The sequence below is a fragment of the Entomobacter blattae genome, from assembly GCF_014672835.1.
Taxonomy (GTDB): domain Bacteria; phylum Pseudomonadota; class Alphaproteobacteria; order Acetobacterales; family Acetobacteraceae; genus Entomobacter; species Entomobacter blattae.
The window spans coordinates 346,837-372,630 of record NZ_CP060244.1; the positions used below are offsets into that span (position 1 = coordinate 346,837).

Below are 25,794 nucleotides of genomic sequence, written 5' to 3' on the forward strand. Positions count from 1 at the left end.
TAGTTTTTCTTTTTAAAGTTCTCTTTTTCTCTCTACTCTCCTTTGCGGCTTTTCCTTACCTCGGTCTTCTTTCTTCAACTCCATGGCTGCGGTTTTATAGGTGGAACGGGCGATGGCTTCGGGGAGTTTCTGGCGGTCGTTGGTGTAGATGCTGGCTTTGTGCCTTGCCCGTGAAATACCCACATAATAGACCTCTTTGGTTGTTGTGCGGGACTGGGTCTCGATATTAACCAGCACACGCTCCGAGGTCAGCCCCTGACTGCTATGAATGGTGGTGGCATAGGCATGAGAAACAAAGAGTGGCTGTGTGCTGGCAAGGACGACCCTCTTTCTGATATTGCCAACCTCTTCGAGTTCAATCCTGCCCTTTCCTAGTGAAGTCACACGGAAGATGTCGCCATTGGCCATGTTCTGCTCATGCTCGTTGCGGGTGATCCTGACCCTGTCGCCAACCGAAAGCTCTACTTCCCTTTTCTCATAAACAGAAAGCTGCCTTGCTCGTGCTGGTGAGAAGGTCACCTCTTCACCTGTATGGATATGTTTAACCCTCAACTGGTTTTTACCATCCCCATTATTAACGACCTCATAGGCCTCTCCTTTTCTTAGGCCCGTTCTGGAGTCACCCACCTCCTGCTGAATGATAGAACCAACACTATAGAACTGGCTCCACCGCCGTTCGGCCTGTGTGGTATCCAGCCTGTTGAGGGTCACCAGCTTTTCCCCTTTACCAGCCAGCCCCAGCTCTTCCCTGACCTGACCGTTAATAGCATGGCGGCTCTCATTGGTGCCGGTCACAATCAGGGTCTGATCTCTTTCCTCCTTGGAAAGGGCAGCATAGTCCTTAACAATCCGGCTATAGCGTTCACTGTTATTTTTGATCTCGTGAATATCCTTTTCTATAGTCGCAAGGCTTTCTTTCGTCTTGCCTTCTGCGGAATATTGCACCGCCTGCAAAAGGACTTCATCCTTCTGCCTCTGGATTTTGGACACATAGGTGGTCTGCATCCCTGCCGCAATCAGCTGATCAAAAGGCCTGCCCGCTTCAACCGCTTTGGTCTGGGCAGTATCTCCTAAAAACACGGCCTTTGCCCCATGGGCTTCGATGACTTCCATCACCTGCTGCATCTGACGCGCGGGGATAACCCCTGCCTCATCGATAAAGACAACGGACTTTTCACCAATGCGCCTGTCCTTGGCTGCCAGAAAACTTGCCACAGTGCGGGCCTTAATCCCTTCTGCCTCCAAGGCCTTCTTCTGGGAACCATAGGGCGCAAGGCTGGTCACATGGTAGCCCTGACTTTCTAACAGCTCCTTGGCCGATACGGTCATATAGGACTTCCCCACACCTGCATAACCATGAACCCCAATAAAACGGTTTTCCTGTTGAGCAATGGCCTTTACTGCATGGGCCTGTTCATCAGACAGGGTTTTTGTTTGCAGAAATTTGTCTATTGCCTGCGTAGTAATCCCTGTTTTTACCGCCCCACGTGATGATTTCTCACGGGTGAGAATGTCCTTCTCCCATGCAACAGCCTGCCTTGTGGTAATCTGCACATCAGCCAGACGAAGCCTGCCTTCTTTTATACCATTCTCGAATAATTTCCTGGCTTCTTCCTCTCCCTTGCCATGATCCTTGAGAAAAACCAGCCAGTCCTGCCTTGTCTTCTGCACCGCATCTTCTGTATTGATCGCCTTATACCGATAAGCACCCGTGACAATATAGCCCCCACTGCCAGAAGCGCGCTTATAGGCCTCGGTGATATCGCCTACGGTCAGCTTGCCAAAGCTGAACCTTAGGGCAGCATCAATTACCTGCCCCTTACGGATAATGGCCTGACGCTCTGTTAAACTCTCTACAGCATGTTTAACCGCTTCATCCGCATGATGGCTCTTCATGGTCTCTAGTTTAAAGGCCTGTAAAATGGAACCCTCTCCTGCCTGTTTGCCTTTGACAAAACTCTGGTCAAGCCCTGCTTCCTTTGCTGCGATTTGCCATTTATCGAACAAAACATCACGATCGATCTTTTCCTTGCGCTCACGCGTCATAAGAGCAGCCCTGTCTTTCTCTGCACTACTGGCTGTCTCCCGGTCCAGCCCCTGCTCCCTGAGGTGGTTTACAATCTGCTCACTACGGCTGGAAAAGGCTTCGATCTGTTCGCGGCTAAAATGGGCCATATCAAAAGTGCCCGTCTTGCCATCATAACGCAGGCTATACCCCATCTTCTCCAATTCACGAGCCAGAACCGACTTGTAGACATTGCCCAGATAGGCTTGGGATTTGACAATCGCCTCATTATGCAGTGCCCGCCATTGCCCATCCTGCCTCTGGGTCATGTTCACAATAACAGCGTGAGTATGAAGCTGTGGTTCCTGGGCCCGGCTTGTTTCATGGCGGAATTTGGCAATGGTCAGGTTCCCCGTATCTTCTATTCCAGTCTTACGGGCTATGGTCTTCTGGCCTGAGCCAGTGTTTCAGCTTCTTCCATCGCCACCTGAACGGCCCTGTCATGAGCTGCGATAATGTCCCTGTCACCATACACCAGAGCCTGCAAGGTCACACCCTTGGGAGCAGAGAAGGTCACATCCACCCCCAGCCGTTCCTTCTCTGTTCTCTTGCGCTCTATGAGGTTATCTTTATCAACCCGACCGTTCAGTAGTTCCCGAAAACGCCTGCTGTCCACCTCTCCTGAAAGACCAAGAGCTTCAGCGCCTCTGCCCTGCCATTCCATGGCAAGCCCTTCTGATGCGTAGTAATCATCCACCCCATTGGCATAGTAATGGGCCAGCTTCTGGTCGCCATCACCACTCCGGGTTAAAACCGTCACATTGGCGACCATCAGACAGGCTCCCTGCGTTTTGGATAATCTTCCCAAACCCTGCCATCCAGAAGGTGGCCTGATTGCTTCTTATTGACACCGCCCCACTGCTTGAAAAAGAACGCTACTTCCTTTTCCTGACACTGGTTACGTAACGCCCTAACCCAATCCGCATGAAGAGGGCGGGCTTTATATCCACTTTCCCCACCAACAATCACCCAGTCCATATCGGACAGATCAACCTCTCCCAAATCCTCCAGCAAGGGTTCAATGCTTAAAAACCGTAGAGCAGCAGAAGCTCGCCTTAAATGCGCAATCCTGTACAAACTCTTCTGGTCTTCAACACTGACCCCAAGCCAGACATTAGATAACAAAGGGAGGTTATGACTTAATGCTGATAGACGTTCTGCCCGTTTCGTTAAAATCTGAAAGACGATATGAGGATAATTTGCCATGGTCTGCCAGATATGGGCAATGAAACGTTCTGAAACCTCTTCATGGAATAGGTCACCCATGGAGTTGACAAAAAAAAACCCGATGGTTGCCTTTCTTGGGAAAACGAGTATTTGCTGCTTCCCAGTCTTCTCGCACTACTCCATTCCAGACTATATTTTTACCCGTTTTGTGGACAAGATTCTGATACTTGCCAACACCCATGGCTTCCAGACGGGATGCCATTTTCATGGCATAGCAATTGGTGCAGCCTCGACTGGCTAATGAACAGCCAACAACAGGGTTCCATGTTGAACCTGTCCATTCAATCTTTGACTTACTCATACCACTTCCTCCTCTTTTTTCTTGAGGATACCGGGGACTGGCTGCATTCTGATGTAGGTTACTGGGGTGAGTTTAAACTTTCCAACAGGAAAACTCCCCGGAAAGGCCAGATAGCCGTGCAGGTTAGGTAAAGCCATGATTTCAGAAGGAAGCACAACCAGCTCCGTTCTTATATCCTCGTTCTCACTGGCACTGACCCCAGAACCAAAACCCGCTCTGGCACTTTTGCCCTTCTTCTTGCGCATAATCTCATGCTGGCCAATGGAGTGCGCCATCTTCTCAACCGTCTTCTGCCCCATACGGCCACCTGCCAGCACAACTGATGTCCTGTGGTTGGCCAACATGGTTTCGGCAGCCTTTTCTCCATAGACCTCTTCTATCTGGGTATAGGACTGATAACCGGTAACAATACACAACCCTTTTTTACGCCCCTTCGTGAGGGCATCCCCAAGTGTCGAAAGCTTTGAAAGGCTCTCCAGTTCATCCAGAAAAACCCAGATACGACGTTTAAGATCAGACTCTTCTGCCAATACTGATGAGAAAATAATATCTGTCCAACACGAGATAAGCGGTTTGAGTGAAGAACGCATGCTCTCACTCCATGTAATATAGAGATTGCCTCCCCTGGGATTGGCCAGCCAGTCCCGTAAGGAAAACTCTCCCTGCTTCATGGTCAGGTGAGGACTTAACTTATCCGAAAGCACAAAACGGACACTGGCTGAAGCCCTGTCTGCACCAGTAAAAATGCCCGCTGCATCGGTGCCCTGCACAAATTCCATGAGCTCCTCTGCCTCTGCTTCGTTTGTCCATTTATAGACATCCCGCATACTGCGTCTGGACAGGTTCTCTTCCCTGACTTTACGGGCTACGGCTGCAAAGAGCATACGGCCATAGCCATTCCACTCTTCCGCATCACTACTGGATGATTGCTGAACAATAGAATGGGCCAGTCTTTTAAAGTCGTAGTCATCCCGCACTTCATTGAAAAATGACCAGCCTTCCGTTCGACTGTCATAGGGATTGAGGATATGATCTGTTTCTGGACGATAGAAGGTTTTAACAAACTCTCCATCCGGATCGAGAATGACCATCCTGTCACCCCGCCTGATACAGCCAACCATCATCTCTTTGAATATGGTAGACTTGCCCGTGCCTGTTGCCCCTCCTATCGAAAAATGGGTCGTTTCCGCTTCTATCGGCACCGGCACATCGGCAATGGTCACCTGCGCTTTTCCCCGTTCTCCTGTTTTTGTGGCCAGTGTTTTTGCACTCACCACCTGTGTGCCACGGAAATAGCGATCAAATCTGGCCCCTCTGAAAGGCTTCTTCATACGGATAACACAAACAGACAACCCAATAGCAAGAAACAGCCCCAACCCTGATGTCAACCACAACGCTTTCAGATCTGGCGTTGCCATAATCACGGCAAGAGCATTCGTTTTGTCCATATGATAAATCGCCCTTGCCCCAATCAGCCAGCCGAGCAATGGGAATAACACCAGCATGGCAAGGATAAGCTTACCTTTATCTTCCTTCTCCATTACACGAACTCCTTCCTCTTAATGCCATAGCGTCTCATATCCCGTGCCACGTCATCTGCCCTTTCTGGGCTGGTAGCCTTCCGCATAAACAGAAGCATTTCTGCAAGAAGAGGAAACAGGTTCTGCTCACCACCATCCTCTCCTTTCCCCCCTTCCTGTGAGGCTGCCAGAGTTGAAATACTCTCCTCTATTCTTTCCAGAGTAGAAAGCAGGCTGCTGTTTTTGGAAAATGTTTTTTCAAAAATAATCCCTCTTAAATATTCTGATAAATTTCCTTGAGAACGAGAAATAAGCTCTTCTTTTTGAGAAAGACTGCACTTAAATCCAACACTTACTAAATTTATTTTTTTGTTTAACACTGCGTTTAACCTTTTTTCTAAAAAAGTCCTTTATTTGCATGATGTTACAACACAAAGTAAAACCATATGTTTAACCGGTGCAAAATTAAACCATTGTAAAACAACGATTTTCGTTGCGTATGGTGTGTAGTAACTTCCTCATCAGATTAAGGGACTTTTTTAGCTTGAAATCAATATAAAAATTATAACTTTGTTAAAATAGCGTATTTTATTTTTATTTTTTATATGATACGTATACAAACTGTATTCATTGAGTTTTGTTATTTTTATATTCTATATTATTTTTTATATAATATGTTTATAAAATGTATTCAATTGAAAACAAAATATATTCAATCTGTTTATTCTACACTTAGAAAAAGTGATTATTGCGATGACAGGAGAAAAACCACTTCAAAATCAAATTAGCCTGATAGGAGTTATAGAACGGCACTTTGAGGAAATCAGAACTCTCTACACACAAAAGGTAAAAAAGGAGGCCATCTGGGGACATTTTAAAAATCTATATGATCTGAATACCCAGTCTGCTTTTTGGCAAACCTACTACAAAATTTGTCGTGAAAACGGACTAAAACCAAGAAAGTCGAGAAATCCTGTTTTCGAAAGAGATGCGCCGGAACCAACTTCTCCCCCCGCCTCACGAAATAGCGATGTCTTTTCCAAGACAACGACCCCGTCCCCGTCCCCATCGGAAAAGCCTCTTAACCCAAATGATATCAGGAAAATAGGCCAACAAGTCCGAAACAGAGACCTAAGCGAATACAAGAAATTTTAAAATCCAAGGAACACCATCATGAAAATTGCTATCTTGAACTATAATGGCAATGCTGGAAAAACCACCATTGCAACATATCTACTAAAACCTCGCATGCCCGATAACACCCCTTATTTCTCTATTGAGAGTATCAATCAGGGTGCGAGCGATCTTGGTGTGAACGCCGCCGAACAACTCAAGGGAAACCAATTCGGACAGGTTTTCGAAAACCTGATGATCGAAGACAACGCCATTGTTGATGTCGGAGCCTCCAACATTGAGTCCTTCCTTGCCAAATGGACAGAGTACGAAGATGCATCAGAGCTTTTTGACCTCTTCATTGTGCCCGTAACTCCAAACCAAAAATCCGTTATAGAAACTATCAACATTGTTGATGTTCTATCTCGCATGAGGATACCTGCCAGAAAAATCCTGATCGTCCCCAATATGATTGAAGAGGATCCATTAGAGGAAATCCCTCAAATATATGCTTACGTAAAAAAAGAAAAAAAAGCATGGCTTGATGAAGACTGTATGCTCTACCGGAGTGACATATTCACTTTCCTTGCTGGTGAAAAACTTTCTTTTGAACAGCTTCTTGCAGAAGAAGACCTTAAAGAACGCGCTCGACAGGCTACCAACCTAGAAGAGAGAAAATCCCTGGCACGCCTTTACCGGTGGCAAAGTATGGCTAAAGCGTTCAACAGAAAACTTGATGCCGCCTATTCCGTTCTGGAGGAAAGATTATGAACCAACCTTCATTTGACCGGAAAATAGACTGGTTCCTTCTCTTTGATCAGGGTAGGGAAATTATCAGCAAGAGTGAAGAAGTTACAGATAAAGCCATAGAAGCTGTTGCCAGTGCAAAGAGCCTTACCGAGACCATACGACAGGCCAGTCGCAATCTGAATGCCACCACTATTCATAACAATGAAGAGAAAAGGAAAATAGACAGGGAAATCGCCGCCTCTCTTTTTGGTATCCATCAGCAATTCTCTGCCCAGAACAAGGATTTACTGAACATCAAACTCACCGTATGGTTTATCCTATTTATGAATATTGTTTTTTCAATTATATTTTCATTTTTATTGTTTAGATAACTTTGATATTTTTTCTATTTTATATAAAATAATTATTGACAGTTATTCTATGGAGATTTATCCTCAACTCTGTAATCACCACCGTGGTTACTGACTTTCTTTCTTACATCCAGTTAGTTTAATCGCATAAACCTGCCGCCTTTTTCGTCACAGGAGATGCGGTTTTTTTATCCTCATATAAAAAATATGTTGTAATAATAAATTTTATTTAGTAATTTATTTTTGTTATTAATATTTTTTATTTATAGGTATAAAATGACTAAAAAAATACCCTTCTCATGGGAGCCGCCTTTCTCGGCTTCCTTGCATTGGGCAGCGGTGCTCATGCAGAAAATTCCATCTCGACGGCCCAACCCAATATCTCTGTAACAGGGGATAACAACACAACCACTTTTGATGGAACAGAGGCCAGCCCCGACTATTCACCGTATGATAAACCAGAAAACAAAGCCCATGTGGGTGACCATGGAACCATCAACGGGAACGACAACATCCTGCACAATGCCTATGCCCCCAATGTTACGGGCAATGGCAATACGATTGACGGTGGCATTGCTACAATTAACGGGACTAAAAATACTGTTACCAATTCGACTGTGACCATTAATGGCAGTTTTAACAGTGCCACCAACACTGCCCTCTCCACTGTAGCAGGCTATTCCAACTCGGTGGAGAGTTTCGGAAACAACGTTTCAGGATCAGCCAATACCATTGACAATAAATCAGAGAATGCTGGTGTGGCAGGCAATGGGAACGTAGTCAGTTCTGCCAACAACTCGTTCGTAGCCGGTAATGCCAATACCCTTAGTGGAGATAATGCCTCGACACTGGGTTATAATAATAAGGTCAATGGAGAAAATGCGACAGCTCTTGGGGCCAACAACACCGCTACAGGAACTAACAGCGTAGCCATTGGTGGGGCAAGTGCCTCTAATGGTGGGGTAGCTCTCGGTTCTGGTTCTACAGCAACACGTGCTGATCAGGTTGATGTGGGAAACAGACAGATCACTTCAGTAAAAGACGGTGTGGACACTAACGATGCCGTCAATGTTGGACAAATGAAATCCAGTGCTTCTGATACTCTGAAAAACGCTAATGACTATACAGATAGCGGATTGGCCAAAGAAGCTGCGGCCCGTGAAGCTGGAGACCAGCAAACCCTGAACACAGCAAACACCAATGCTCAAAATTATGCTAACACAGCAGAAAAAAACGCCAATCAGTATACAGATGATGGACTGGCTAAAGAGGCTGCGACCCGTGAAGCTGGAGACCAGCAGACCCTGAACACAGCAAACACCAATGCTCAAAATTATGCTAACACGGCAGAAAAGAACGCCAATCAGTATACAGATGACGGACTGGCCAAAGAGGCCACTGCACGTCAACAGGGTGACAAGGACACTCTCGCTTCCGCTAACCAGTATAGTGATACTGGCGATGCAAAAACCCTGAATACTGCCAATACCAATGCCCAGGGTTATGCTGATCAGGCACAGCAAAATGCCCAGCATTATTCAGATGTCAATCTGGGTAAAGAGACAGCCGACCGGATCATTGGCGATCAAAAAACACTTGATACAGCCAATAAATATACAGATGTCAATCTTGGAAAGGAGGCAGAAGCCAGAATCTCTGGAGACCAGAAAACTCTTCAGGAAGCCAATAGTAATGCCCAGAACTATGCCAATACGGCAGAAAGCAATTCTAATACCTATACTAACGTCTCTGTAGCCAAAGAGGCCGCCGCACGAATTGCAGGAGACGAACAGACTTTAAAAACCGCCAATACCTACACTGACGTTTCTGTGGGTAATGAAGCAAAAGAGAGGGCCGATGGTGATGCAAAAACCCTCTCTTCTGCGAACCGCTATACAGATAACAGGTTCAGTGACCTTTCTAACCGCATGGATAGCTATTCGCAAGCAGACCGTGCCTATACAGACCAACAGGTTCGTTCTGCTTCCCGCAGGCTTAATGCTGGTATTGCCGGTGCCATGGCCATGGCGGGCTTGCCATTCAATCCACTGTATGACTCTTCATTCGCTATGGGATTTGGCTCTTATCGTGGACAATTCGCCGGAGCTGCCGGCCTGCAAACCCATCTGGCCGATAACGTCATCATCCGCGCCTCGGCTTCCGTTGACAGCCACGGCGGTGCAGGAGTAGGAGCAGGCTTCTCTGTAGGGTTCTAACCCCCATCAGACTACACTTACAAGTGCGCTGTATCAGAAGGCAGGGAAACGCCATCCCTGCCTTTCCTTATTTCCCGTATAAAGATCTTGATAAACACAGAAATAAACACGCACACACAGAATGCCACTATCCATAGTATTTTCAGTGTAAAGACAATCATCCTTATGTTTAAAAACAGTAAAACCCAAAATACCTTGAACATGGTTTTTCTCCTTTCTGGGGAAGAAGGGAACATTCTCCCTCCCCTACCCTTCCCGTTTGGCTAGTGATATTCAGTGGGCAGCATAATAGTGTTAGACAGCACAATGAGTTCCATAGTCTCTAAAGGGAACAGTTCCCGCTCTATGACTTTCCTGAAAAGAAGCTGGTTATTGCGGTTAAAACAGCATAATGAGGCTTTTGTCCTGTCTAGTGGGCTTATGGTCAGGTTCCAGAGCTGATAGGACTTGCTGTAAATGCCATTCCTGTGCTGATTGAGAGTGACTTCATCCAGCAGCCAGAAACAGCCCGTTTCATCAGCAAAATACTTCACTCCTTCTGAAATAGTCATATCAAACAGATAACGGCTTCTCGGGCCCATAGTGGAAAACTGTTTTAACTCTGCGTCCAGTGTGATAAATTCCTGTAGTGTCATTTTCAGTCCTTCCGTAACTGATAGTGGCTGAAAGCCCGTCCCCGCATGACGGGCTTTCTTCTCATCCATTATTGATAGCTATTAAGTAGCTATCTAATAGCTATCTTCTCAAAAACTCTCTGCCTTACCATGGATTTTCTGAGCTATCGTTCTCGCTTTTCTTTCCAGTAGCCTGAAGAAAAGAAATACTGTGCGGAAAACGTCTGACAGCAATTGATACGGTTTTATGAGAAACACCCTTCTCATCTGTGTAATCCGAATAGGAAAGCTCCCCTTCAAGAGAAACCAGAACCCCTTTCTTTCCCCTCTCTTCAGTCTGGTTTACGAAAAACTCATTCCAGACGACAACTTCGTGCCATTGGGTAGTGTCATGTTCTTTCCCGTCTTTTTCGTATTTACTGCCGGTTGCTAAAGAAAATGTTGCAAATCTCTTCCCGTTTGAAGCCTGACGAATAACAGGCTCCTTACCCATACGGCCAATAATCTGAACACAATTTAAACTCATGATTTAGTTCCTTTAAAAAAGCTGGTTACTATTTTGGCTTGCTTTCTTTGATTAATATCTCTGAAAAGCGCCATGCTTTTCGGAACTAGCCATGCGGCGATGAGCGGGGGAAGCTGTCACTATCTGGAACAGATAAAGTGGTGCGGGCGCAACGTAGTGAGCCACGGTTTGTCTGTTCCACCGTAGGCTTGGATATTGACAGCGAGGGGGGCGCAGCCCCTGGCTTGTTTACTTATGAAAATGGCCAATACGCAAGTATTGGCCGTGCCATGATATTTCATAGCCTGCTCCGGCAGGGTATGACAAATTTACCCCTTTTAAAAAAGGGCCCCAGATGAGAGACCCTTTATAGCGATCAAACTATAATACCTTTAGCTCTTTAATAATCCTACGAGCAGCACTTTGAGCATTGCCGGTAATCTGTCTGATCCACGCCCCTTTAGAGGGGGACCATTTAAAGGCATTTTTCTTTAAAAGGGTTCTAGTCTGTTCATCTGGTTTTCCCTTAAAAATAAACATGAGGCGGTTTATAGTCCAGTCCTGTTTAAAGATGAATGTTTCAAATTCCACTTCTTGATTTTTAAAGGTTTTTCTTGCCTCCAAGTCGGAAATTCTTTTTTTATTCTGCTTCGATCTGATGAGAAACGCGCTTTAGACAACTCTATTTTTAATTTCTCTATTGCAAGCGGGTCATCTGAAGAAATCCCCCCATATTTACCTACGCTGTCAGCTTTCTGATTGTAATAGTCGGCCTTATCTAGCAGCTGTTCAGCCTGATCCATTTTTTTATTAACACCCTCGATCAACGCACGATGCTTCTTCTCACTGTGATGGCCTACTAAAATTGGTTGACCTGCTGGTAGCACATCGGTAACAGTTTGAACCGCTAAAGAGCCTATCTCTTCAGCCTTTTTCGTAGCTTTTTCTGCTAATGACCTATAATAATTTTTTTTACTTTCTAACTTTAGGGCAAACTGGTTCATTTGTTGTTCTCCTGTTTTCATGTTCTTTGGCTTGCTTTCTTTGATGAGTATTTCTGAAAAGCGCCATGCTTTTCGGAACTAGCCATGCGGCAATGAGCAGGGGGAAGCTGTCACGATCTGGAACAGACAAAGTGGTGCGGGCGCAACGCAGTGAGCCACGGTTTGTCTGTTCCACCGTAGGCTTGGATATTGACAGCGAGGGGGGCGCAGCCCCTGGCTTGTTTGCTTGCTTATAAAAACGGCCAATACGCAAGTATTGGCCATATAATGGTATTTAATATTTTCAATATTACGGAATTAGTTTTACTATTTAATAGACCTATGCTCTTTGCGTCTACGATCTATTTTAGGTGCTTCGTCGTCTTCTTCAGTCTCATCGCTACCAAACTGCACGTCAGCAACGCTAAAGTCTATGATATCATCAAGAGAAAACATGGGTTTATCTGTCGGGTTCCAGCCACTGAAAACACGATGCTCCTTAGTTTCCTTAATAACCGTTTTGACAAGGTTAGTAAGGTGCAGGTCATCCTTCACATGATCCCATAATAACCGACCGATAAAGGCATAGTTACGAATTTCACTCAAAAGAAGCTTCTTGCGAAGCTGCTCTTTTTCCTCTTCCGCTTCTCGCATCTTGCGCTCAACCCGATCCATCCCTTCGAGTAATTCTGTCAAAGGGGGATTCTTGGAAGGACGCGCCATAAGGAAACTCCATTTAAAAAAAATATTAATACAACTATTCTGCGAAATTATAATATTTTTTTTAAATAAAATAAATACTGTTCAATATTTTACATTTTTATTATTCTCGCTTCCCCTTTCTCATTAATGATGCCAAAAACATAATCATCTTGCATATTGAACGTAATTTCACGAGAGCGGCCATTATAGCTAACTCCCTTTACAAAAGATTTGGCCTGTAGAAAGGGAATTAAATCCAAGAGAGTCCTTCCTGATTTCATCTCCAGTTGTAGCTCTTGTAGAATGTCTTTAATCTCTGGTAATTTACTCTTTTCCCAGTGAGTCAAAGTAGCAAAACTTTCTAAAGCTCTAGCAATGGCAGCCTCTATATTTGGTAGCCGATGGAGCTCTTGTAGTTCCTCCAATATTTTAACAACATCCTGCCCAAGACTCAAATAATCAGCAATCCCATTCTCACTATCTTCTTCATTTCGCTCTCTGGAAAAACCACTCTTTTGCTCTCTTGCAATGAGTTTCTGCTTTTTTTCCTTTTCCAAATACTCTTTCAGAATTTCCGTTATGTGTGCATTGAGAGAAATTCCACGACCAACCGCCTGTTGATGCAGCTGTTTTTTCAAGTCTTCATTAAGACGGAGCAGGAATTGGGGATTACGGGACATTATTCAACTTTAATGGGTAATATTTAATTATTAATTAACTAAATACGATATATTTATATCATATTATGTCATTTTATAAATAGGTGACCCATGCAGAATTCAACGTTGATGCAAAAAGAAGACCTTGACTATCAAAGTGGCTGTATTGCCTATAAAATCCCTTTACTCGTGGATGTCATTCAAGAGTATGTGGAAAAACTTCACCCCTTGGAAGACCAAACGCCTGAAGCTTATTACCATACGGAAGTGATAAACACAATCAAGCTTATGCTCTATCTTGTAAAAATCGATCTGGAGGATTTTAAATCCACCCTTCACAAGAGTGGATTGACTCAAGATTTCAGCCTATTTTGAAACAAACTCTGGCTTGTTATCCTTATCAAAATACATGGCCTTACAGGATGGAAAGCCACTACACCCCCACCAGTAACGGGGGTTTTTCTTTGTGCTGCTTTTGGCTTCTCGTTTCACGAGTGGTTTATTACAATCTGGGCAGGAGTAAGACACCTCATTGGTGGCAGCTGATAAATTTTTTCCAGTCTGACTCTGACCTGCCTTCTTACGATCTGAAACAGAAGCTTGAGACTCTGTAAATGATTTACTAAAAGCTTTTTCCATTTCCTTATTGATCAAATCATAAATGCTGGTCAGGAAGCGGGCTTCCCCTTCTTTTCCATCCTGTATCTCCTTGAGACGGCGCTCAAACAGGGCCGTTATAGCCGGTTCAGTGAGCACACCTTCCAAACACGCAATAACCAATCGGCCTACACCTGTGCTGATCAGGGTTTTCTTCTTACGCTCCAGATAACCCTTCCTGACCAATTCCTCAATAATGGCTGCGCGAGTAGCCGCTGTGCCAATCCCATCTGTTTCCTTAAGCATGGCTTTCTGCTTGATATCAGAAACATATTTCTGGATGTTGATCATTGCCTGTATCAGGCTGCCTTCCGTAAAGGCTTCTGGGGGATTGGTCTGCTTTGCCTCACTGGTAACCTTATAACATAATACCACCATACCTTCCCTAAGAGAGACTGGGAAGACAGCACCTTCGTTCTCACTGCCTTCACTGCCCTTATCTTTACCTTCTGGCTTGCCCTGTTCTTCCTCATCACCGTTCTGCTGACCCTGATAGAGCACTTTCCAACCCATTTGTGTTACAGTGCGGCCAGTGGCCACAAACTGCTCTCCCTCAACGTCAAACAAAGCTGTCTTCAGCTTGTAGAGATGATCAGGAAAGAACTGCGCCACATAGTTCTGGCAAATGGCCCGGTAAATGTTTCTCTCCTCTGGCTTTAATGCTGGCATACTCCCTTTATGTCGCGTGGGAATAATGGCATGATGAGCTGTGACCTTCTGGTCATTCCAGATACGGGACTTTAAAGCAGGGTTTGCCTCCTTCCACAAAACTTCATCAGGGTTATTCTTTCCGACACACTCTAACACCTCACCTGCCTCGCCAAACTGGCTTTGGGGCAAAAAGGAAGAGTCCGTCCGTGGGTAAGTGATCAGTTTTTTCTCATAGAGTGATTGAGTGGCATCCAATGTTTGTTGGGCTGTATAGCCCCATCTTTTAGAAGCCAATATGGCAATATCAGCCCCAGAAAGGCCTTTAGGACATGCCTGCTTCTTGTCCTCTTCGGTAAGGCTGGTTAAGCAACCAGACTGACCGGAAAGCGCCTTGCACAGCCTATCTGCTAAAGCCTTGTCAATGAGACGACCTTCTTCATCGCATCCCTCCTGCCCATCACGAGGCTTCCATCGGGCTGTCACCTGCCCTGCTTCATCAGGGCAATAAAACAGACCAGCAAGAGTATAATAAGCCTTTGCCCTGAAATACTCGCGCTCTTTGTCCCTGTTCACGACGAGGCTTAATGTTGGGGTTTGCACCCGCCCTGCTACCAACAGCTGGTTTACCCCCTGATCACGGGCAGAAAGAGTGTAAGCACGGGTGCAGTTCATCCCAATGAGCCAATCAGCACGGGAACGCGCCAGTGCGGCATGGCCCCACCCTATAAAATCTTGGTTATCTTCCAGATGAGAAAGGGCTTTACGCACTGATGCCTTATCCTGTGCACTGGCCCAGTAGCGCTTGATTACCCCTTTAAAACGGCAATACTCCAAAACCTCATCAACAAGCAACTGCCCTTCCCTATCAGGATCACCGGCATGAACAACAATTTTAACCTGTTTTAACAGGTCACGAATGATCTTGAACTGCTTGAAGGCATCCTTACGGGGTTTGAGCTTCCATGTTGTAGGAATAATTGGCAGGTCAATTTTCCGCCAAAGCTTACGGCCATTCCTTCCTACCGGTACGGTTTCTGGGAGATAGGCATCGGGTTCTTCCTGCTCTAAAAGATGGCCAAAACACCACGTAATCAACACGTTATTCTTACATTGGATATAGCCTTCTTTCTGGACTTCCTTACCTAACTCATCAGCCAGGACACGGGCCACAGAGGGCTTTTCAGCAATGTAGAGGGTTGTCATTGAACGTCCTCCAAGGAAATCCCTTTGAACTCAATAATAGGTTCAGGAAAATCTATATTAAAAGCTGAACGAACTACACAGGATATTGCATACATCTGCTCATCTGACGGAAGGGCTCCCCATTTCTTAAAAAAAGAGTCTTCTATGGAAGAAAAATAAAATTCAACAAAAGAATCAGAATCAACTACATCTCTATAAACACTTAACTTTTTCTTCTTTATTAATATTTTATTAATATAATTATTAATCCAATCTACGTGTATCTGTTTTAAAACCATCATCCTAAATTCTCCATACATGCCCGTATATTTTTAACTTTAATCTCGTCTTTTAAATTTTCTTCCATGGTTTTGTTCCTTTACTGAAGTCAGGCTGATTTTCTGGGGAGATAGTTTTCAAGATGGGGCATTTTGGCAAGTTCGGCAAAGTCATGGGAGGACTCATACCGCTTCTGCCATGCCTGAAAATCCTTTCTGAAGGCTTCTTCAGCTTGAAGATCTTCCTCTTTGGCCTGCTCTATAACTGGCATAACAGCCTCAACAGCGTTTTCCTGCCTGCTGAAGGTTTCTACTATCTTGGCAAACACCCCTAAATGATCCGGCTTCTGCCTATTTTTCTGCATTTTAGCGGTTAAATAGCCAATGGCTTCAAGTGTGGTTAACTGATTTACGCCACTCGCTAGCCATTGCTGCACCTGCCAGAGCTGCTTTCTGACAGAAGCCGGAGTTTGGGGTATCCCTGCCCGCTCCATACAGCTACTAGCAAAAGCAATTACTTCATCAGAAACAGGTTTAGGTTTTGTGTTAGGTTTTTCATCAACCAAGCCAGAGGAAGAAAAAGAGGAATTTATATTATTTTCTTTCTCTTTTTCTTTAGAAAAACCTAAATAACCTACTTTTGGTGAAAAATCCTGTGTCTTATGGGATTTTTCAAAACCTAAAAACCTATTTTCCTGATGCGTTAGGTTTTTTAGGTTATTGGACGGTAAATTTCCGCCAGCAATCGGCAACAAAAGAGAAGGTTGATTACCACCTCTCTGTTTGGAGGGTCTTCCGCCTTTCCTGCCATTCTCACGGCTGGTTAGGGAGCGTCGGTCTCCATGCACCTGCGCAGATACGGTAAATTGCTGATCTTCTCTGGCAATAATAGGGTTCTTCCGCTTCTGGTTCCTGGCTTCTCTAACCTGCTGCAATCTTTCAAGAAAACAGCAAACCAGACTACCGTTTTCTTCCCTCTTGATGAGAGAAAAAAAACACAGCTCTTCAACAAATTTTGCACAAGAGGATGTTCTGTTCCTTGAAAACAGCGTATCCAGCACATTGTCACTGGCAAACTGCGCTGAAAGCGCGGTTAAGTCACGCTCATGCAGGTAAAGAGCCAGATCGAACCATAATAGAACCGCCTCTGGCGAAAGCGCTTTAAATTCACGGTTGGTTATAAAAAAATCGAGTATTTTCTGTCGATCTGCCCGTCTCAATTTAATGCCCCTTCCTCACAGAAAAAGTTGCAATCGACAGCAGAACCGTTTAGTATTACAAGATACATTGGCTGTCCTAACAGTCTGGGCGTGAAGGTGTTTCGAAGTCACTTCACGCCCTATTTTTTAAATTCTTCTTCCGTATCCGTATTCCCGAAAACATCGGGCCTTACTTCTTCTGGATTAACACCCGCCATTTTAGCGAGTGTCAGCACATGGATACTGGGGACTTTCCCCTTTTTCCACTTGATAATGGCCGGATGCGTTCTGTTTACCGCACGAGCAACCGTAACGACACCACCGGCTTTTTCTATAAGTTCTGAAACACTGATCATAATACCTTTATGTAACTTTAGATTACATAATTAGTCAATCATATTTTGTTACTACGAACATCCCTCTAGTGTTGTTTTTTTTGCAAACTTGCCAAATGAATAGAATGAACGACATAGGCTTCCGTATCCGCCAACTCAGAAAAGAGAGAAATCTAACACAAGTTGAAGTGGCCGTAGCATTAGGCATATCGCGACCGTTTCTTACAGCCATAGAGAACGGGAACAACTCGCCTGGGCGGGCTACTCTCTCAGCCATAGCAGAATATTTTCAAGTTAGCGTTGATTGGTTGCTGGCTGGACTTCCCACAACAACAAACACATCCAAAATCCATATTATTGGTGAAGTTCAGGAAGGTTTCTGGAAAACAGATTATGTCTATGAAGACTCTAAACAGACAGTATTCTCAGTGCCTTTTTTTAAAAAATACGAAAATATTAACAGATATGCTTTATTAGTAATGGATGAATCAGTAAATAAAATTTATCCAATTAACTCAATCATAGTATTAGTAGACTTTGCTGATCTTAGTAGTGCTCCCAGTAATGGCAATTATGTTTCGATAATAAGAAGAGATCACCTAACTGGAAAATTTGAAGTCTCTATAAAAAAACTAAAATTAAAAAAAGATGGTAAAATTGTTTTATATTCTTGCAGCGATGACCCCAATTTTGAAAAGCCAATCATACTTTCACATTTTTCTTTAGAATATACCCTTACAAAACAAGACAAGAACACATCTTTCCCAGACTTAAAAATCCAAGGGTTAGTTATCGGTGGTTTCAGAATAGAAGCATAAAAGCTATTACTGATTACATTTTAATATTGTATATTATGTAACTACAAGTTACTATATCCTTATAATTTAATAGGAAGGTAGTAACTATGGACATTTACGTAGAGGGTATGGGCATACAAAGCCTGAACCCACAATTGGTCGCCGTATCCAGAATTTTATTTAAGAAAAACCATAATGGGTACCTTTCCTGCCAAAGGGAAGACTTCCTCTATATTCAGACTATTTTCGAAAAACTTCAAAAATGGAATGATCTAATAGTAATCTGTGATGAAAACGAACAGAGCAATTTCTACTGGCATTACCGTAAAGATACGGTAGCATTTTTCATGCAAATTGGCTTTTCAGAAAAACTCCATGAGGAGTTGGACTACCACATTCGGTTCCTAAGCTCTTTTCTTGATAACCAGAAATGGAGTCACTAAACCATGACACATCAAGACATTATTACTGTTGAAGATAAAGAACTCAACATTGTAGAGTACAAGCAAAGACCTGTTCTCACATTAGAGATGATCGACCAAATTCATGAAAGGCCAAAAGGAACTGCCGGCAGAAATTTCAGAGAGAATAGAAGCCGTCTCATTATGGACGAGGACTACTTTGAACTGACTGCCGACGAATTTCGTCGTCAGTCATTAACGGGTATATTCTCACCCCGAACTCCAAAAGGCATTCTTCTCACAGAAACAGGCTATCTTATGCTTGTCAAATCTTTTACTGACGAAAAAGCATGGCAAATTCAACGCCAACTGGTGAATGGCTATTTTAAAGTAAGAACATCCAGCTCTGCTTTAGAAAACGAAACAAGGCCCAACCTCTTCTTTAAAAACCCAAAAATCCAGTATATGCGCGTTGGCAATACCAACTATGGGCCATGTCTTAATAAAGACGATCTTATCGGCTGGTTACCCACAAATAGCTTCTCACACAACGGCTTCTATTTAATGGAAGTTAATAAGAAAACTGAAATTTACGAATGCTACGATATTGGCGGAAAAACCGTAAACATCTCAAACAAGTTGATCGGTGTTTCTCACATTACTAGCCGTCGCTCACGGTTTAACTCTCAAACTATAAGCGCACACGATTTCTCACATATGGTTAAAGGCATTGTTGTCTTCAAAGGTGAAGTCATGGACGATGATGCTTTCTGGGGGCAAAACCAACTCAAGGTAGAAAACAAATGAGTGAGTCACTGTGGACTATTAAAGAACTAGCGGATTTTTTAAAATGCAGTCAAAAAACTATCTATAAATATAGATGCAAAACGCCTGAAAAACTTCCACCCTGTGTCCCAAACATACAGTTTCTTCGTTGGGATGAAAAAACTGTAAAAGAATTCTACAGAAACACAACTAACGACAAAGCCATTAAAATGGGTAGGCCCAGGTCTATTCCAACTTTTTAGCCAGAAAAGTTGGATCAGGTCTGTAATATCCCTGAAGAATTTTCAAAGATTTATGCCCCGTGACAGCTGCCAACTCCAAAACATTAGAGAGCCGCTTTGATAATTCAGTCGCGGCTTCTCTTCTGGAGTCGTGAAATCTTAAATCTTTTAACCCAACTTCTATTTTAACTTTTCTAAATGTTGTTGTTAAATACCCAGGTTCTATAGGAACTAACCTTTCAGATGGTCTACCGATAGACAATATATTTATTAGTTTTAAAGCATTTGAGGATAAGGGTACGTCCCTTTCTTCTCCATTTTTTGTCATTTTCAAATGAACATATCGCTGTTCAATAAACACATCTTCCCACGTTAAAGATAATATTTCACTTCGCCTCATCGCCGTTTCCAGTGCCAATAGAAAAGCAAAAGCGACATAATCCCTTTGTGTAACAGGAGGGGTATTCATGTCCCATCCCAAAGCAGAGACTAGAACGCTCCTTTCTTCATGAGAGATTCTTCTCTTACGGGCAGGCGGGTCTTTAGGCCGACGAATAAGGCTCACAGGATTAACTAAAACTGGAACACGCCATTCTTTCATTGAATGCGTAATCACGGCAGAAATTAAATTCAAATCTCTGTTCACTGTTGCAGGACTAACAGATTTTAATCTCTCATCTCTCCAGAGAGCTAAATCCAAAGGTTGTAGTTCCTGAATGGGCTTATTGAATGCTATATATTTCTTATAGGCATTTAACCTAAGCGTTTCCCATCTTTGCCCTCTTTTTTGAGGTGATACTTCTACAGCATATCTTGCGCATAAATTTGCGAGCGTCTCGCTCTTAGAAACAGGCTTTACCTCTTGAGCAAGTTTCTCCCCTGCCAAAATAGACGACTCTGCATACAAGGCCCACTCTTTAGCTTCTTGCAAAGTGTCAAACGTTGCATTTACTCGCTGACCCTTTTTTACTATCATGGCTCTCCATGACGACCCTCTTTTAATAAATGATGCCAAAATTACACCTATTTCTAGAATTCAAGTAATAAACTTAGCTTATAGGATGGTGTAAAAATGGTGTAGATAGGGGTAAAAAACATGGGTAAGAAGAGATAAGCAGACATAAAAAAAGACTGTAAAATAAGGACTTTCTTGATTTCACTAAGCTAAAACTCTCTCTCACCCGGCACCATTTTCCCCCTCATTTCCATAAATTATGATAGAGCTTGGTTTAATCACAATAACCACACCTCTCTAGTGTAGAAAACCAACCCTCTTCCTTCACGCAGACCTGTTACTTATCTCTTACAGTCATAATCACACAAGTTTGTCCATTTCGTCATCTTTAGGATTACGGCCAAAAATATCCCGAAAAATAGCTTTATTTGTAATCCTTGCTAGGTTGGCAATAATTGTTATATTCACCTCACGGTCTTCCCATATGAGAGAAACCATATCCCTGCCTACTACCCACCCCACCTGTGGCATTTCAAGACATCGCCATTAGGCCCATGCTCCCTGGCGATATCATGATGAATTTGCTCGCCATAATCGTCCTGCTTACCATCTGTCATATCCCGACTGAACAAAACCCACCCAAACGGATTAGAATATTTGCAAAATCCTTATTCAATGACTCTAAACGATAATAGCTTTCCCCATGCCCACCAAGACTATAGAAATGCTGATTTTTATGGCCATAACATAGCCTTCAAATAATCATCCCAATATTCGTATCAAACCCATCATTGGAATTATCGGCAATAACAGTATGACCTAAACAGGCTTAAGTTCTCATGGGAAAAGGCCATAAAAACCTTCTACAAAGGTTTTGATTTTATAGAATTAGAAACTACTTTTATCGGACTGGTAACAATATATTTGAATAATCTTGCAGTAAACAAAACTATCTATAGAAGAAAAACAAAAACAGATAGCGAAATAAGCAATTAAAACTTTACGAGGTCAAAGTTATAAAGAGAAAAACCTTGTTTTTGATATGATTGAGCGTAATAACACATTAAATGCAAAAATTATTATCTATATAATGGCTACTAACCTAACCTCTTTTATTTGCAAATGTACCATAGAAATGATGCCATTCACTTTAATGGAACGGCATAGCTATTCGTATATCCATAATTTGTCACGATAGAGAAGTGTGATATGGCAACAAAGGATATGGCAACGAAACAAAATTAAAGGACTCAGCTAACAGCATGAGTCCTTTAATTGTTTTTAATATATACCTAAAAATTAGGCTACATTACGGCAAATAGTTGTCTGATTTTGCTCATTTTTAGCAAAATAACGAGGAGTTTCAATGATCTCTAAAGCCAGTACAGATTGGTCCTGTAGTTCTAAACTAATTTTTGAATAACCATTCGTCCAATTAGCGGATTTAGAACAAATATACCAGCCATTACCCTGTCCTGATTCAAAAATATTTATATCAGCGATCTCTTCGTTGGTAACTTGTAATACTTTACCAACAAGAACTCCTAGATTTCTTCTATCATCAACAAAAGGACCTTCCATTTCTGAAAGCTTCACTGAATTTGATTTAACATATACTTCATTTACTCCCTGAGGAATAGTTACAAATACCCAGTTATTCTTTCTGCTGAAATAAAGATCTTTACCAGATGATGTAATAAAGCTCAGGCTAGGATCATACGTTGTTTCCACAGAAACAACTTTTTGCTCCATTCCAAGAGAAACGGCACGTTGTTCGAGGAATCTATAAATTGGTTCTACAAAACCACGCTCTGTGTTTAAAGGAGCTGCTGAATCAACGCCCCACACCTGTCTAGAAGCATGAAGTTTTGTTACTTTCCCCACAGATTTAAGATTATAAAGGTTATCTGTATGAAGATAGCTTTCTGTCATCACACCTTGAGCATTAATAACAGCATGTTCTTCAAGCTCAATATGATAGACCCGGAAAGTATCCATATCATAAACTCGTGAGATACTGCTTCCGTTAACCAGCATTCTGGCTGGAACAAAATTTCCATCAAAGAATAAACAATGCTCTTCTGTTACATAGAGATCTGATGAAGGAACATTATCAGCTAAGGCATTACGGACTATTCTGATAAGAAAATTATCTGCAGACGCTTTTACATTAGATGAACCAACCCATACTACAGAACGAGAAACTGTGTTGCCATCAACATAAGTAATAACTTGATCACCAACTTCAATCTCGTCAACAGCTCGCCAACCCGATGTTGTTTCAATCAAAGTCCCTGATAGAAAACATTTTAGTTCAGCAGCATTATCTCCATAAAAAGCTGTAGTTTGACCGTCACTAAGCGTTGAACCAGCTGCAGCAAACAGTATCGTATCAAAACCTACAGTAGGAAGCCTAAAAGAATAATTAGGTCTACCAGACGGTTGTAAAGCAACAACAGAAGAACCAGAATTAGATGTCGCTTGCACCCTTAAGTTAGCATTATTTACAACATTAGTATAAGTAGGGTTGGAGGTTTCCGTGAGCAAATTACCAGCCGTACTCACTATTCTAAATTGAATGCTACTACCATCAGAAGTATAATCACCATTACCATCCGTAGTAAAGTAATTTACAGCAGGAATACCTGTTAATTGATTTCTGGCTGTGGCTGGATTTGCTGTTGGACTACTGTAATATACCGATTCATAATATACAGGACTTGATTCGTTAACAGTAGAATCATAAGTAATATTAGCGGTCGTACCCCCCGTTAAAGCAAAGTGATTTCTCGCCGCTGATTCCCCTGCATTACTCGGAGTATTCACACTTGACAATACAGGATAACCAAAACGGAGATATGAATTGCCCTGTAAAACAATAGATGTTATATTTGCTGAATAAGTACTCGGTTGAGTACCAGTAGTAGTATTATAAAGAGTATTGTAGGCATCCCACTTATCACTTAATACAACACCGGATCCAACAACAATTGAAGTGCCCGAAGTGAAAGCTGTACCCCCTGGTAGCAAGTCGTCAAGAGTATAAACATTATTCCCTGTATCAGAAGATGATGCTGTCAGTACAATTGTCATCCCAGAAAGGCTACCGCCCGAATTAAGATAGTCACTTAACCCATCGTGACTTGTAATTGTAATGTTTGTACCATCTATTGTATAATCCGCCATTAATATCCCCCCATTAGAATTCTTAATTATAATAGTAAAAAGCCAAGCTATGACCATAGAATATAATATAGTCAGGCTTGGCTTTTTTATAGCTTAGTAAGAAAAAGCTACTTTATTGTATCAGGCAAAACCTGTAGCCTGATTTAGGTAGTTGTTCAGGTTGTTAGCAAGAAGTGTTGATTCAGCTGTTCCGTTCAGAAGGCCCATACCAAGACCACCAACAGCACCAGCTACGGCGCCGAAAACACCACCAGCTGCTGTACCTAAAACAGAAGCAACAACAGAAAGACCATTTGACAAGAAGTCTTGACCGCCATTACCAGCAGCTGCGTATTGAGCCCCTTTCTGAGCACCACCAAAAAGGCCAACAGCTGCACCAATAAGAGTACTAGTCACACCACCCCAAATAGCATCAAAAAAACCAGTGGCAATACCACCAGATACCATTTCAATTTCATTAGAAGCAAGTACACGCATTTTTTATTTTTTCCTATTAAATTTTAAATACTGATTAATATTTAGTTATTATTAATCAGCTAGTTATTGAATTACCAACAATTTAATTAAAAATCAATAGTTTTTTTTAATCAAACAGGGCTATTCCTAACAAAATTATGAATTATAGAGATGCCCATTATGACTACCAATAAAAGCCCCTAAAAAATTGGCTTTGTCGAACTCAATAAATGCATTAGTTTATTTTTAACGTATTTTTAATGGGTTCCCCCTCTTTATATGACCTATGTTTTTACAATTCCCCATCCCTACGCATGGACGTATTGGAAGAGCCTTGCAAAAAACCTCATTGAAAGACGTATCCCTCCGGAAGAAGTCACATGGAGAATCGGTCCAACCAATGAAGATGTTACGAACTTTTCTGTAAACCCTTCTCAAGGATTTACAGTCCCACGTTCGCTGTATGACACTCTCCAGGCAGTCATGCAATCTGCAGAGGATTGTCGGCTGTCGTTACTTTATGAATTATTATGGCGACATACCCAGCATATTACCCTCTTTGATATAAAACTGGATGATCCTTTTATCAAAAAGGCTTTAGAACTAGCTAATACCGTAGAAAATGAGACTTTTACTCTTCGTCGTTCTTTATTATTTCATACTGTAGCTTATCGCAGCAAAGAAGTATATCTGGGCTGGTCACCTTTTTCTTCGTATATCATACCACCCAATCATGCCTATTTCTCCAGCCAACTTAATCAGGCATCATGGGCAATTTTTTCACCTTCGGCAGCCTGTTATACTACTAACGATGAAATTTTTGTTCTTAAACCACCGTTAACTTTTATAAATAAACCACCAACCACCAAAGAGCTGGCTGATATGTGGGCGTATGTTTGCTCCTTGCCCACCACGCAAAAAGAGGTTTCCGACCAACCGATTAATCTTTACAGCTTCTCCAAAGCGAATCCACCCTTCCCTATGCCGGTATCCCAACTGCACAGTTCATCGCTAACAAAAAAAACAATAGAACCGCTTGTAACCACCCCTTATCCCACTTGGGAAAAGCTGAAAGAACAAGCCCTTTCCTGCCAACGATGCCAGTTATGTTACAATACCCAGAAAACAGTCTTTGGGGAAGGTAACACCCAAGCCCCATTAATGCTCGTTGGTGAACAGCCTGGTGATCAGGAGGATATAGAAGGCCGGCCCTTTGTGGGACCGGCAGGAAAAGTGCTTACACAAGCTATTAAACATGCTGGATTTGAAAGAGAGAATATTTATCTCACCAATGCCGTTAAACATTTTAAGTTTAAGCAAATCCCCAATCGGCGATTACATGTTACGCCGAATGACGAAGAAATCCATGCCTGTTCGCTATGGCTAGAAGCAGAAAAAGCCTTGATCCAACCAAAAGTCGTGCTGATGTTGGGTGGCTCAGCAGCGAAAGCCCTTCTCAAACGGCCTGTTTCCGTTCTCAAAGAACGCTCTAATCCCTTTACCCTTTCCCCAGAAATAATAGGGCTTATTACTGTTCATCCTTCTTATCTCCTCCGAATGGAGGATAACAAAGACCGTAAGAGAGAAGCCTATTTCAAATTCGTTGAAGATATAAAACAAGCTTACCAATTAGCAGTAACAAAAAACTAAGATCCTTTAATAAAAAAGCCCCCTCATGGGGGCTT

Annotated in this window: 29 protein-coding genes; 10 read left to right on the forward strand and 19 right to left on the reverse strand. The window is 42.7% G+C overall.

Going from position 1 to position 25,794, the window contains the following annotated elements:
- Positions 1–12: 12 nt before the first annotated feature.
- The 6 genes from mobF (JGUZn3_RS01540) to JGUZn3_RS01565 are packed head-to-tail and all read right to left on the reverse strand — an operon-like array spanning position 13 to position 5,493.
- The gene (mobF, locus tag JGUZn3_RS01540) at positions 13–2,448 is read right to left on the reverse strand and encodes a MobF family relaxase (protein ID WP_338030794.1); all 2,436 of its coding nucleotides are present in this window, start codon (positions 2,446–2,448) and stop codon (positions 13–15) included.
- Positions 2,445–2,837: a MobF family relaxase gene (gene mobF, locus JGUZn3_RS12550; protein WP_203414021.1), complete on the reverse strand. Its 393-nt coding sequence runs from the start codon at positions 2,835–2,837 to the stop codon at positions 2,445–2,447. Before mobF (JGUZn3_RS12550) ends, mobF (JGUZn3_RS01540) begins: the two co-directional genes overlap by 4 nt.
- A complete protein-coding gene (locus JGUZn3_RS01550; protein ID WP_203414022.1) occupies positions 2,837–3,331 on the reverse strand; it encodes a DUF5131 family protein in 495 nt (164 codons plus the stop codon). The genes mobF (JGUZn3_RS12550) and JGUZn3_RS01550 overlap by 1 nt, the downstream gene beginning before the upstream one ends.
- A complete protein-coding gene (locus tag JGUZn3_RS01555) occupies positions 3,324–3,593 on the reverse strand; it encodes a DUF5131 family protein (protein WP_203414023.1) in 270 nt (89 codons plus the stop codon). The genes JGUZn3_RS01550 and JGUZn3_RS01555 overlap by 8 nt, the downstream gene beginning before the upstream one ends.
- A complete protein-coding gene (locus tag JGUZn3_RS01560) occupies positions 3,590–5,134 on the reverse strand; it encodes a type IV secretion system DNA-binding domain-containing protein (RefSeq protein WP_203414024.1) in 1,545 nt (514 codons plus the stop codon). Before JGUZn3_RS01560 ends, JGUZn3_RS01555 begins: the two co-directional genes overlap by 4 nt.
- A complete protein-coding gene (locus JGUZn3_RS01565) occupies positions 5,134–5,493 on the reverse strand; it encodes a hypothetical protein (RefSeq protein ID WP_203412709.1) in 360 nt (119 codons plus the stop codon). The genes JGUZn3_RS01560 and JGUZn3_RS01565 overlap by 1 nt, the downstream gene beginning before the upstream one ends.
- A gap of 373 nt (positions 5,494–5,866) precedes the next feature.
- On the opposite strand from JGUZn3_RS01565, the gene JGUZn3_RS01570 reads away from it, so the two are divergent.
- The 4 genes from JGUZn3_RS01570 (at position 5,867) to JGUZn3_RS01585 (ending at position 9,542) form a co-directional block, all read left to right on the forward strand.
- Positions 5,867–6,268 carry a hypothetical protein gene (locus JGUZn3_RS01570; RefSeq protein ID WP_203412708.1) on the forward strand — a complete coding sequence of 134 codons (402 nt, stop codon included), beginning with the start codon at positions 5,867–5,869 and terminating at the stop codon, positions 6,266–6,268.
- An 18-nt stretch (positions 6,269–6,286) separates the two neighbouring features.
- A complete protein-coding gene (gene stbB / locus JGUZn3_RS01575; protein ID WP_203412707.1) occupies positions 6,287–6,997 on the forward strand; it encodes a StbB family protein in 711 nt (236 codons plus the stop codon).
- Positions 6,994–7,347 (forward strand): hypothetical protein, encoded by a 354-nt coding sequence (locus tag JGUZn3_RS01580; RefSeq protein WP_203412706.1) that lies wholly within the window; start codon positions 6,994–6,996, stop codon positions 7,345–7,347. Before stbB ends, JGUZn3_RS01580 begins: the two co-directional genes overlap by 4 nt.
- A 278-nt stretch (positions 7,348–7,625) precedes the next feature.
- Entirely contained in the window at positions 7,626–9,542 is a 1,917-nt protein-coding gene (locus tag JGUZn3_RS01585) for a YadA-like family protein (RefSeq protein WP_203412705.1), read from the forward strand.
- A 263-nt stretch (positions 9,543–9,805) separates the two neighbouring features.
- On the opposite strand, the gene JGUZn3_RS01590 is transcribed toward JGUZn3_RS01585, so the two are convergent.
- Together JGUZn3_RS01590 and JGUZn3_RS01595 are read right to left on the reverse strand one after the other, a co-directional pair.
- Positions 9,806–10,246, reverse strand: a complete 441-nt coding sequence (locus tag JGUZn3_RS01590) for a DUF6876 family protein (protein ID WP_203412704.1) — start codon at positions 10,244–10,246, stop codon at positions 9,806–9,808.
- A gap of 55 nt (positions 10,247–10,301) precedes the next feature.
- Positions 10,302–10,682, reverse strand: coding sequence for a single-stranded DNA-binding protein (locus JGUZn3_RS01595; RefSeq protein ID WP_203412703.1), 381 nt, complete (start codon positions 10,680–10,682; stop codon positions 10,302–10,304).
- Positions 10,683–10,819: 137 nt separating this feature from the next.
- Here JGUZn3_RS01595 and JGUZn3_RS01600 point away from each other — a divergent pair, with 137 nt between their 5' ends.
- Positions 10,820–11,020, forward strand: a complete 201-nt coding sequence (locus tag JGUZn3_RS01600; protein WP_203414025.1) for a hypothetical protein — start codon at positions 10,820–10,822, stop codon at positions 11,018–11,020.
- A gap of 189 nt (positions 11,021–11,209) precedes the next feature.
- Here JGUZn3_RS01600 and JGUZn3_RS01605 read toward each other — a convergent pair whose 3' ends face one another.
- The 3 genes from JGUZn3_RS01605 to JGUZn3_RS01615 all read right to left on the reverse strand — a co-directional run bounded on the left by JGUZn3_RS01605 (position 11,210) and on the right by JGUZn3_RS01615 (position 13,026).
- Positions 11,210–11,686 (reverse strand): DUF3560 domain-containing protein, encoded by a 477-nt coding sequence (locus tag JGUZn3_RS01605; RefSeq protein WP_203414026.1) that lies wholly within the window; start codon positions 11,684–11,686, stop codon positions 11,210–11,212.
- A gap of 285 nt (positions 11,687–11,971) precedes the next feature.
- A complete protein-coding gene (locus JGUZn3_RS01610; RefSeq protein ID WP_203414027.1) occupies positions 11,972–12,367 on the reverse strand; it encodes a hypothetical protein in 396 nt (131 codons plus the stop codon).
- An 89-nt stretch (positions 12,368–12,456) separates the two neighbouring features.
- Positions 12,457–13,026, reverse strand: coding sequence for a toxin-antitoxin system HicB family antitoxin (locus JGUZn3_RS01615; RefSeq protein WP_203414028.1), 570 nt, complete (start codon positions 13,024–13,026; stop codon positions 12,457–12,459).
- A 90-nt stretch (positions 13,027–13,116) separates the two neighbouring features.
- On the opposite strand from JGUZn3_RS01615, the gene JGUZn3_RS01620 reads away from it, so the two are divergent.
- A complete protein-coding gene (locus tag JGUZn3_RS01620) occupies positions 13,117–13,380 on the forward strand; it encodes a hypothetical protein (protein ID WP_203414029.1) in 264 nt (87 codons plus the stop codon).
- Here the strand turns inward: JGUZn3_RS01620 and JGUZn3_RS01625 are convergent.
- The 4 genes from JGUZn3_RS01625 to JGUZn3_RS01640 all read right to left on the reverse strand — a co-directional run bounded on the left by JGUZn3_RS01625 (position 13,372) and on the right by JGUZn3_RS01640 (position 17,328).
- On the reverse strand, positions 13,372–15,516 hold the full coding sequence (locus tag JGUZn3_RS01625; protein WP_203414030.1) for a DNA topoisomerase 3: 2,145 nt from the start codon (positions 15,514–15,516) through the stop codon (positions 13,372–13,374). The genes JGUZn3_RS01620 and JGUZn3_RS01625 overlap by 9 nt on opposite strands.
- Complete coding sequence (locus tag JGUZn3_RS01630; RefSeq protein WP_203414031.1) at positions 15,513–15,797, reverse strand: hypothetical protein; 285 nt, start codon at positions 15,795–15,797, stop codon at positions 15,513–15,515. The genes JGUZn3_RS01625 and JGUZn3_RS01630 overlap by 4 nt, the downstream gene beginning before the upstream one ends.
- An 86-nt stretch (positions 15,798–15,883) precedes the next feature.
- Positions 15,884–16,993, reverse strand: a complete 1,110-nt coding sequence (locus tag JGUZn3_RS01635; RefSeq protein ID WP_203414032.1) for a hypothetical protein — start codon at positions 16,991–16,993, stop codon at positions 15,884–15,886.
- Positions 16,994–17,112: 119 nt separating this feature from the next.
- Positions 17,113–17,328: a YdaS family helix-turn-helix protein gene (locus JGUZn3_RS01640; protein WP_203414033.1), complete on the reverse strand. Its 216-nt coding sequence runs from the start codon at positions 17,326–17,328 to the stop codon at positions 17,113–17,115.
- Between the two features lie 104 nt (positions 17,329–17,432).
- On the opposite strand from JGUZn3_RS01640, the gene JGUZn3_RS01645 reads away from it, so the two are divergent.
- The 3 genes from JGUZn3_RS01645 to JGUZn3_RS01655 all read left to right on the forward strand — a co-directional run bounded on the left by JGUZn3_RS01645 (position 17,433) and on the right by JGUZn3_RS01655 (position 19,312).
- Positions 17,433–18,125, forward strand: coding sequence for a helix-turn-helix domain-containing protein (locus tag JGUZn3_RS01645; protein ID WP_203414034.1), 693 nt, complete (start codon positions 17,433–17,435; stop codon positions 18,123–18,125).
- Between the two features lie 86 nt (positions 18,126–18,211).
- Positions 18,212–18,547 carry a hypothetical protein gene (locus JGUZn3_RS01650; protein WP_203414035.1) on the forward strand — a complete coding sequence of 112 codons (336 nt, stop codon included), beginning with the start codon at positions 18,212–18,214 and terminating at the stop codon, positions 18,545–18,547.
- Positions 18,548–18,550: 3 nt separating this feature from the next.
- Positions 18,551–19,312, forward strand: a complete 762-nt coding sequence (locus tag JGUZn3_RS01655) for an ORF6N domain-containing protein (protein ID WP_203414036.1) — start codon at positions 18,551–18,553, stop codon at positions 19,310–19,312.
- Positions 19,313–19,516: 204 nt separating this feature from the next.
- On the opposite strand, the gene JGUZn3_RS01660 is transcribed toward JGUZn3_RS01655, so the two are convergent.
- The 4 genes from JGUZn3_RS01660 to JGUZn3_RS01675 all read right to left on the reverse strand — a co-directional run bounded on the left by JGUZn3_RS01660 (position 19,517) and on the right by JGUZn3_RS01675 (position 24,130).
- Complete coding sequence (locus JGUZn3_RS01660; protein ID WP_238996856.1) at positions 19,517–20,488, reverse strand: tyrosine-type recombinase/integrase; 972 nt, start codon at positions 20,486–20,488, stop codon at positions 19,517–19,519.
- A gap of 339 nt (positions 20,489–20,827) precedes the next feature.
- Positions 20,828–20,965 (reverse strand): hypothetical protein, encoded by a 138-nt coding sequence (locus JGUZn3_RS01665; RefSeq protein ID WP_203414038.1) that lies wholly within the window; start codon positions 20,963–20,965, stop codon positions 20,828–20,830.
- An 801-nt stretch (positions 20,966–21,766) separates the two neighbouring features.
- Positions 21,767–23,653, reverse strand: coding sequence for a Hint domain-containing protein (locus JGUZn3_RS01670; RefSeq protein WP_203414039.1), 1,887 nt, complete (start codon positions 23,651–23,653; stop codon positions 21,767–21,769).
- Positions 23,654–23,773: 120 nt separating this feature from the next.
- On the reverse strand, positions 23,774–24,130 hold the full coding sequence (locus tag JGUZn3_RS01675; protein WP_203414040.1) for a hypothetical protein: 357 nt from the start codon (positions 24,128–24,130) through the stop codon (positions 23,774–23,776).
- Between the two features lie 258 nt (positions 24,131–24,388).
- Here JGUZn3_RS01675 and JGUZn3_RS01680 point away from each other — a divergent pair, with 258 nt between their 5' ends.
- On the forward strand, positions 24,389–25,759 hold the full coding sequence (locus JGUZn3_RS01680; protein WP_203414041.1) for a UdgX family uracil-DNA binding protein: 1,371 nt from the start codon (positions 24,389–24,391) through the stop codon (positions 25,757–25,759).
- Positions 25,760–25,794: the final 35 nt, after the last annotated feature.

What these genes read in the sequence shown, in the direction of transcription:
- mobF (WP_203414021.1), bottom strand. Translation starts at nt 2,837, where the DNA reads ATGGTCGCCAATGTGACGGTTTTAACCCGGAGTGGTGATGGCGACCAG.
- JGUZn3_RS01550 (WP_203414022.1), bottom strand. Translation starts at nt 3,331, where the DNA reads ATGGGTGACCTATTCCATGAAGAGGTTTCAGAACGTTTCATTGCCCAT.
- JGUZn3_RS01555 (WP_203414023.1), bottom strand. Translation starts at nt 3,593, where the DNA reads ATGAGTAAGTCAAAGATTGAATGGACAGGTTCAACATGGAACCCTGTT.
- JGUZn3_RS01560 (WP_203414024.1), bottom strand. Translation starts at nt 5,134, where the DNA reads ATGGAGAAGGAAGATAAAGGTAAGCTTATCCTTGCCATGCTGGTGTTA.
- JGUZn3_RS01570 (WP_203412708.1), top strand. Translation starts at nt 5,867, where the DNA reads ATGACAGGAGAAAAACCACTTCAAAATCAAATTAGCCTGATAGGAGTT.
- stbB (WP_203412707.1), top strand. Translation starts at nt 6,287, where the DNA reads ATGAAAATTGCTATCTTGAACTATAATGGCAATGCTGGAAAAACCACC.
- JGUZn3_RS01580 (WP_203412706.1), top strand. Translation starts at nt 6,994, where the DNA reads ATGAACCAACCTTCATTTGACCGGAAAATAGACTGGTTCCTTCTCTTT.
- JGUZn3_RS01585 (WP_203412705.1), top strand. Translation starts at nt 7,626, where the DNA reads ATGGGAGCCGCCTTTCTCGGCTTCCTTGCATTGGGCAGCGGTGCTCAT.
- JGUZn3_RS01590 (WP_203412704.1), bottom strand. Translation starts at nt 10,246, where the DNA reads ATGGATGAGAAGAAAGCCCGTCATGCGGGGACGGGCTTTCAGCCACTA.
- JGUZn3_RS01595 (WP_203412703.1), bottom strand. Translation starts at nt 10,682, where the DNA reads ATGAGTTTAAATTGTGTTCAGATTATTGGCCGTATGGGTAAGGAGCCT.
- JGUZn3_RS01605 (WP_203414026.1), bottom strand. Translation starts at nt 11,686, where the DNA reads ATGAAAACAGGAGAACAACAAATGAACCAGTTTGCCCTAAAGTTAGAA.
- JGUZn3_RS01610 (WP_203414027.1), bottom strand. Translation starts at nt 12,367, where the DNA reads ATGGCGCGTCCTTCCAAGAATCCCCCTTTGACAGAATTACTCGAAGGG.
- JGUZn3_RS01615 (WP_203414028.1), bottom strand. Translation starts at nt 13,026, where the DNA reads ATGTCCCGTAATCCCCAATTCCTGCTCCGTCTTAATGAAGACTTGAAA.
- JGUZn3_RS01620 (WP_203414029.1), top strand. Translation starts at nt 13,117, where the DNA reads ATGCAGAATTCAACGTTGATGCAAAAAGAAGACCTTGACTATCAAAGT.
- JGUZn3_RS01625 (WP_203414030.1), bottom strand. Translation starts at nt 15,516, where the DNA reads ATGACAACCCTCTACATTGCTGAAAAGCCCTCTGTGGCCCGTGTCCTG.
- JGUZn3_RS01630 (WP_203414031.1), bottom strand. Translation starts at nt 15,797, where the DNA reads ATGATGGTTTTAAAACAGATACACGTAGATTGGATTAATAATTATATT.
- JGUZn3_RS01640 (WP_203414033.1), bottom strand. Translation starts at nt 17,328, where the DNA reads ATGATCAGTGTTTCAGAACTTATAGAAAAAGCCGGTGGTGTCGTTACG.
- JGUZn3_RS01645 (WP_203414034.1), top strand. Translation starts at nt 17,433, where the DNA reads ATGAACGACATAGGCTTCCGTATCCGCCAACTCAGAAAAGAGAGAAAT.
- JGUZn3_RS01650 (WP_203414035.1), top strand. Translation starts at nt 18,212, where the DNA reads ATGGACATTTACGTAGAGGGTATGGGCATACAAAGCCTGAACCCACAA.
- JGUZn3_RS01655 (WP_203414036.1), top strand. Translation starts at nt 18,551, where the DNA reads ATGACACATCAAGACATTATTACTGTTGAAGATAAAGAACTCAACATT.
- JGUZn3_RS01660 (WP_238996856.1), bottom strand. Translation starts at nt 20,488, where the DNA reads ATGATAGTAAAAAAGGGTCAGCGAGTAAATGCAACGTTTGACACTTTG.
- JGUZn3_RS01665 (WP_203414038.1), bottom strand. Translation starts at nt 20,965, where the DNA reads ATGGTTTCTCTCATATGGGAAGACCGTGAGGTGAATATAACAATTATT.
- JGUZn3_RS01670 (WP_203414039.1), bottom strand. Translation starts at nt 23,653, where the DNA reads ATGGCGGATTATACAATAGATGGTACAAACATTACAATTACAAGTCAC.
- JGUZn3_RS01675 (WP_203414040.1), bottom strand. Translation starts at nt 24,130, where the DNA reads ATGCGTGTACTTGCTTCTAATGAAATTGAAATGGTATCTGGTGGTATT.
- JGUZn3_RS01680 (WP_203414041.1), top strand. Translation starts at nt 24,389, where the DNA reads ATGACCTATGTTTTTACAATTCCCCATCCCTACGCATGGACGTATTGG.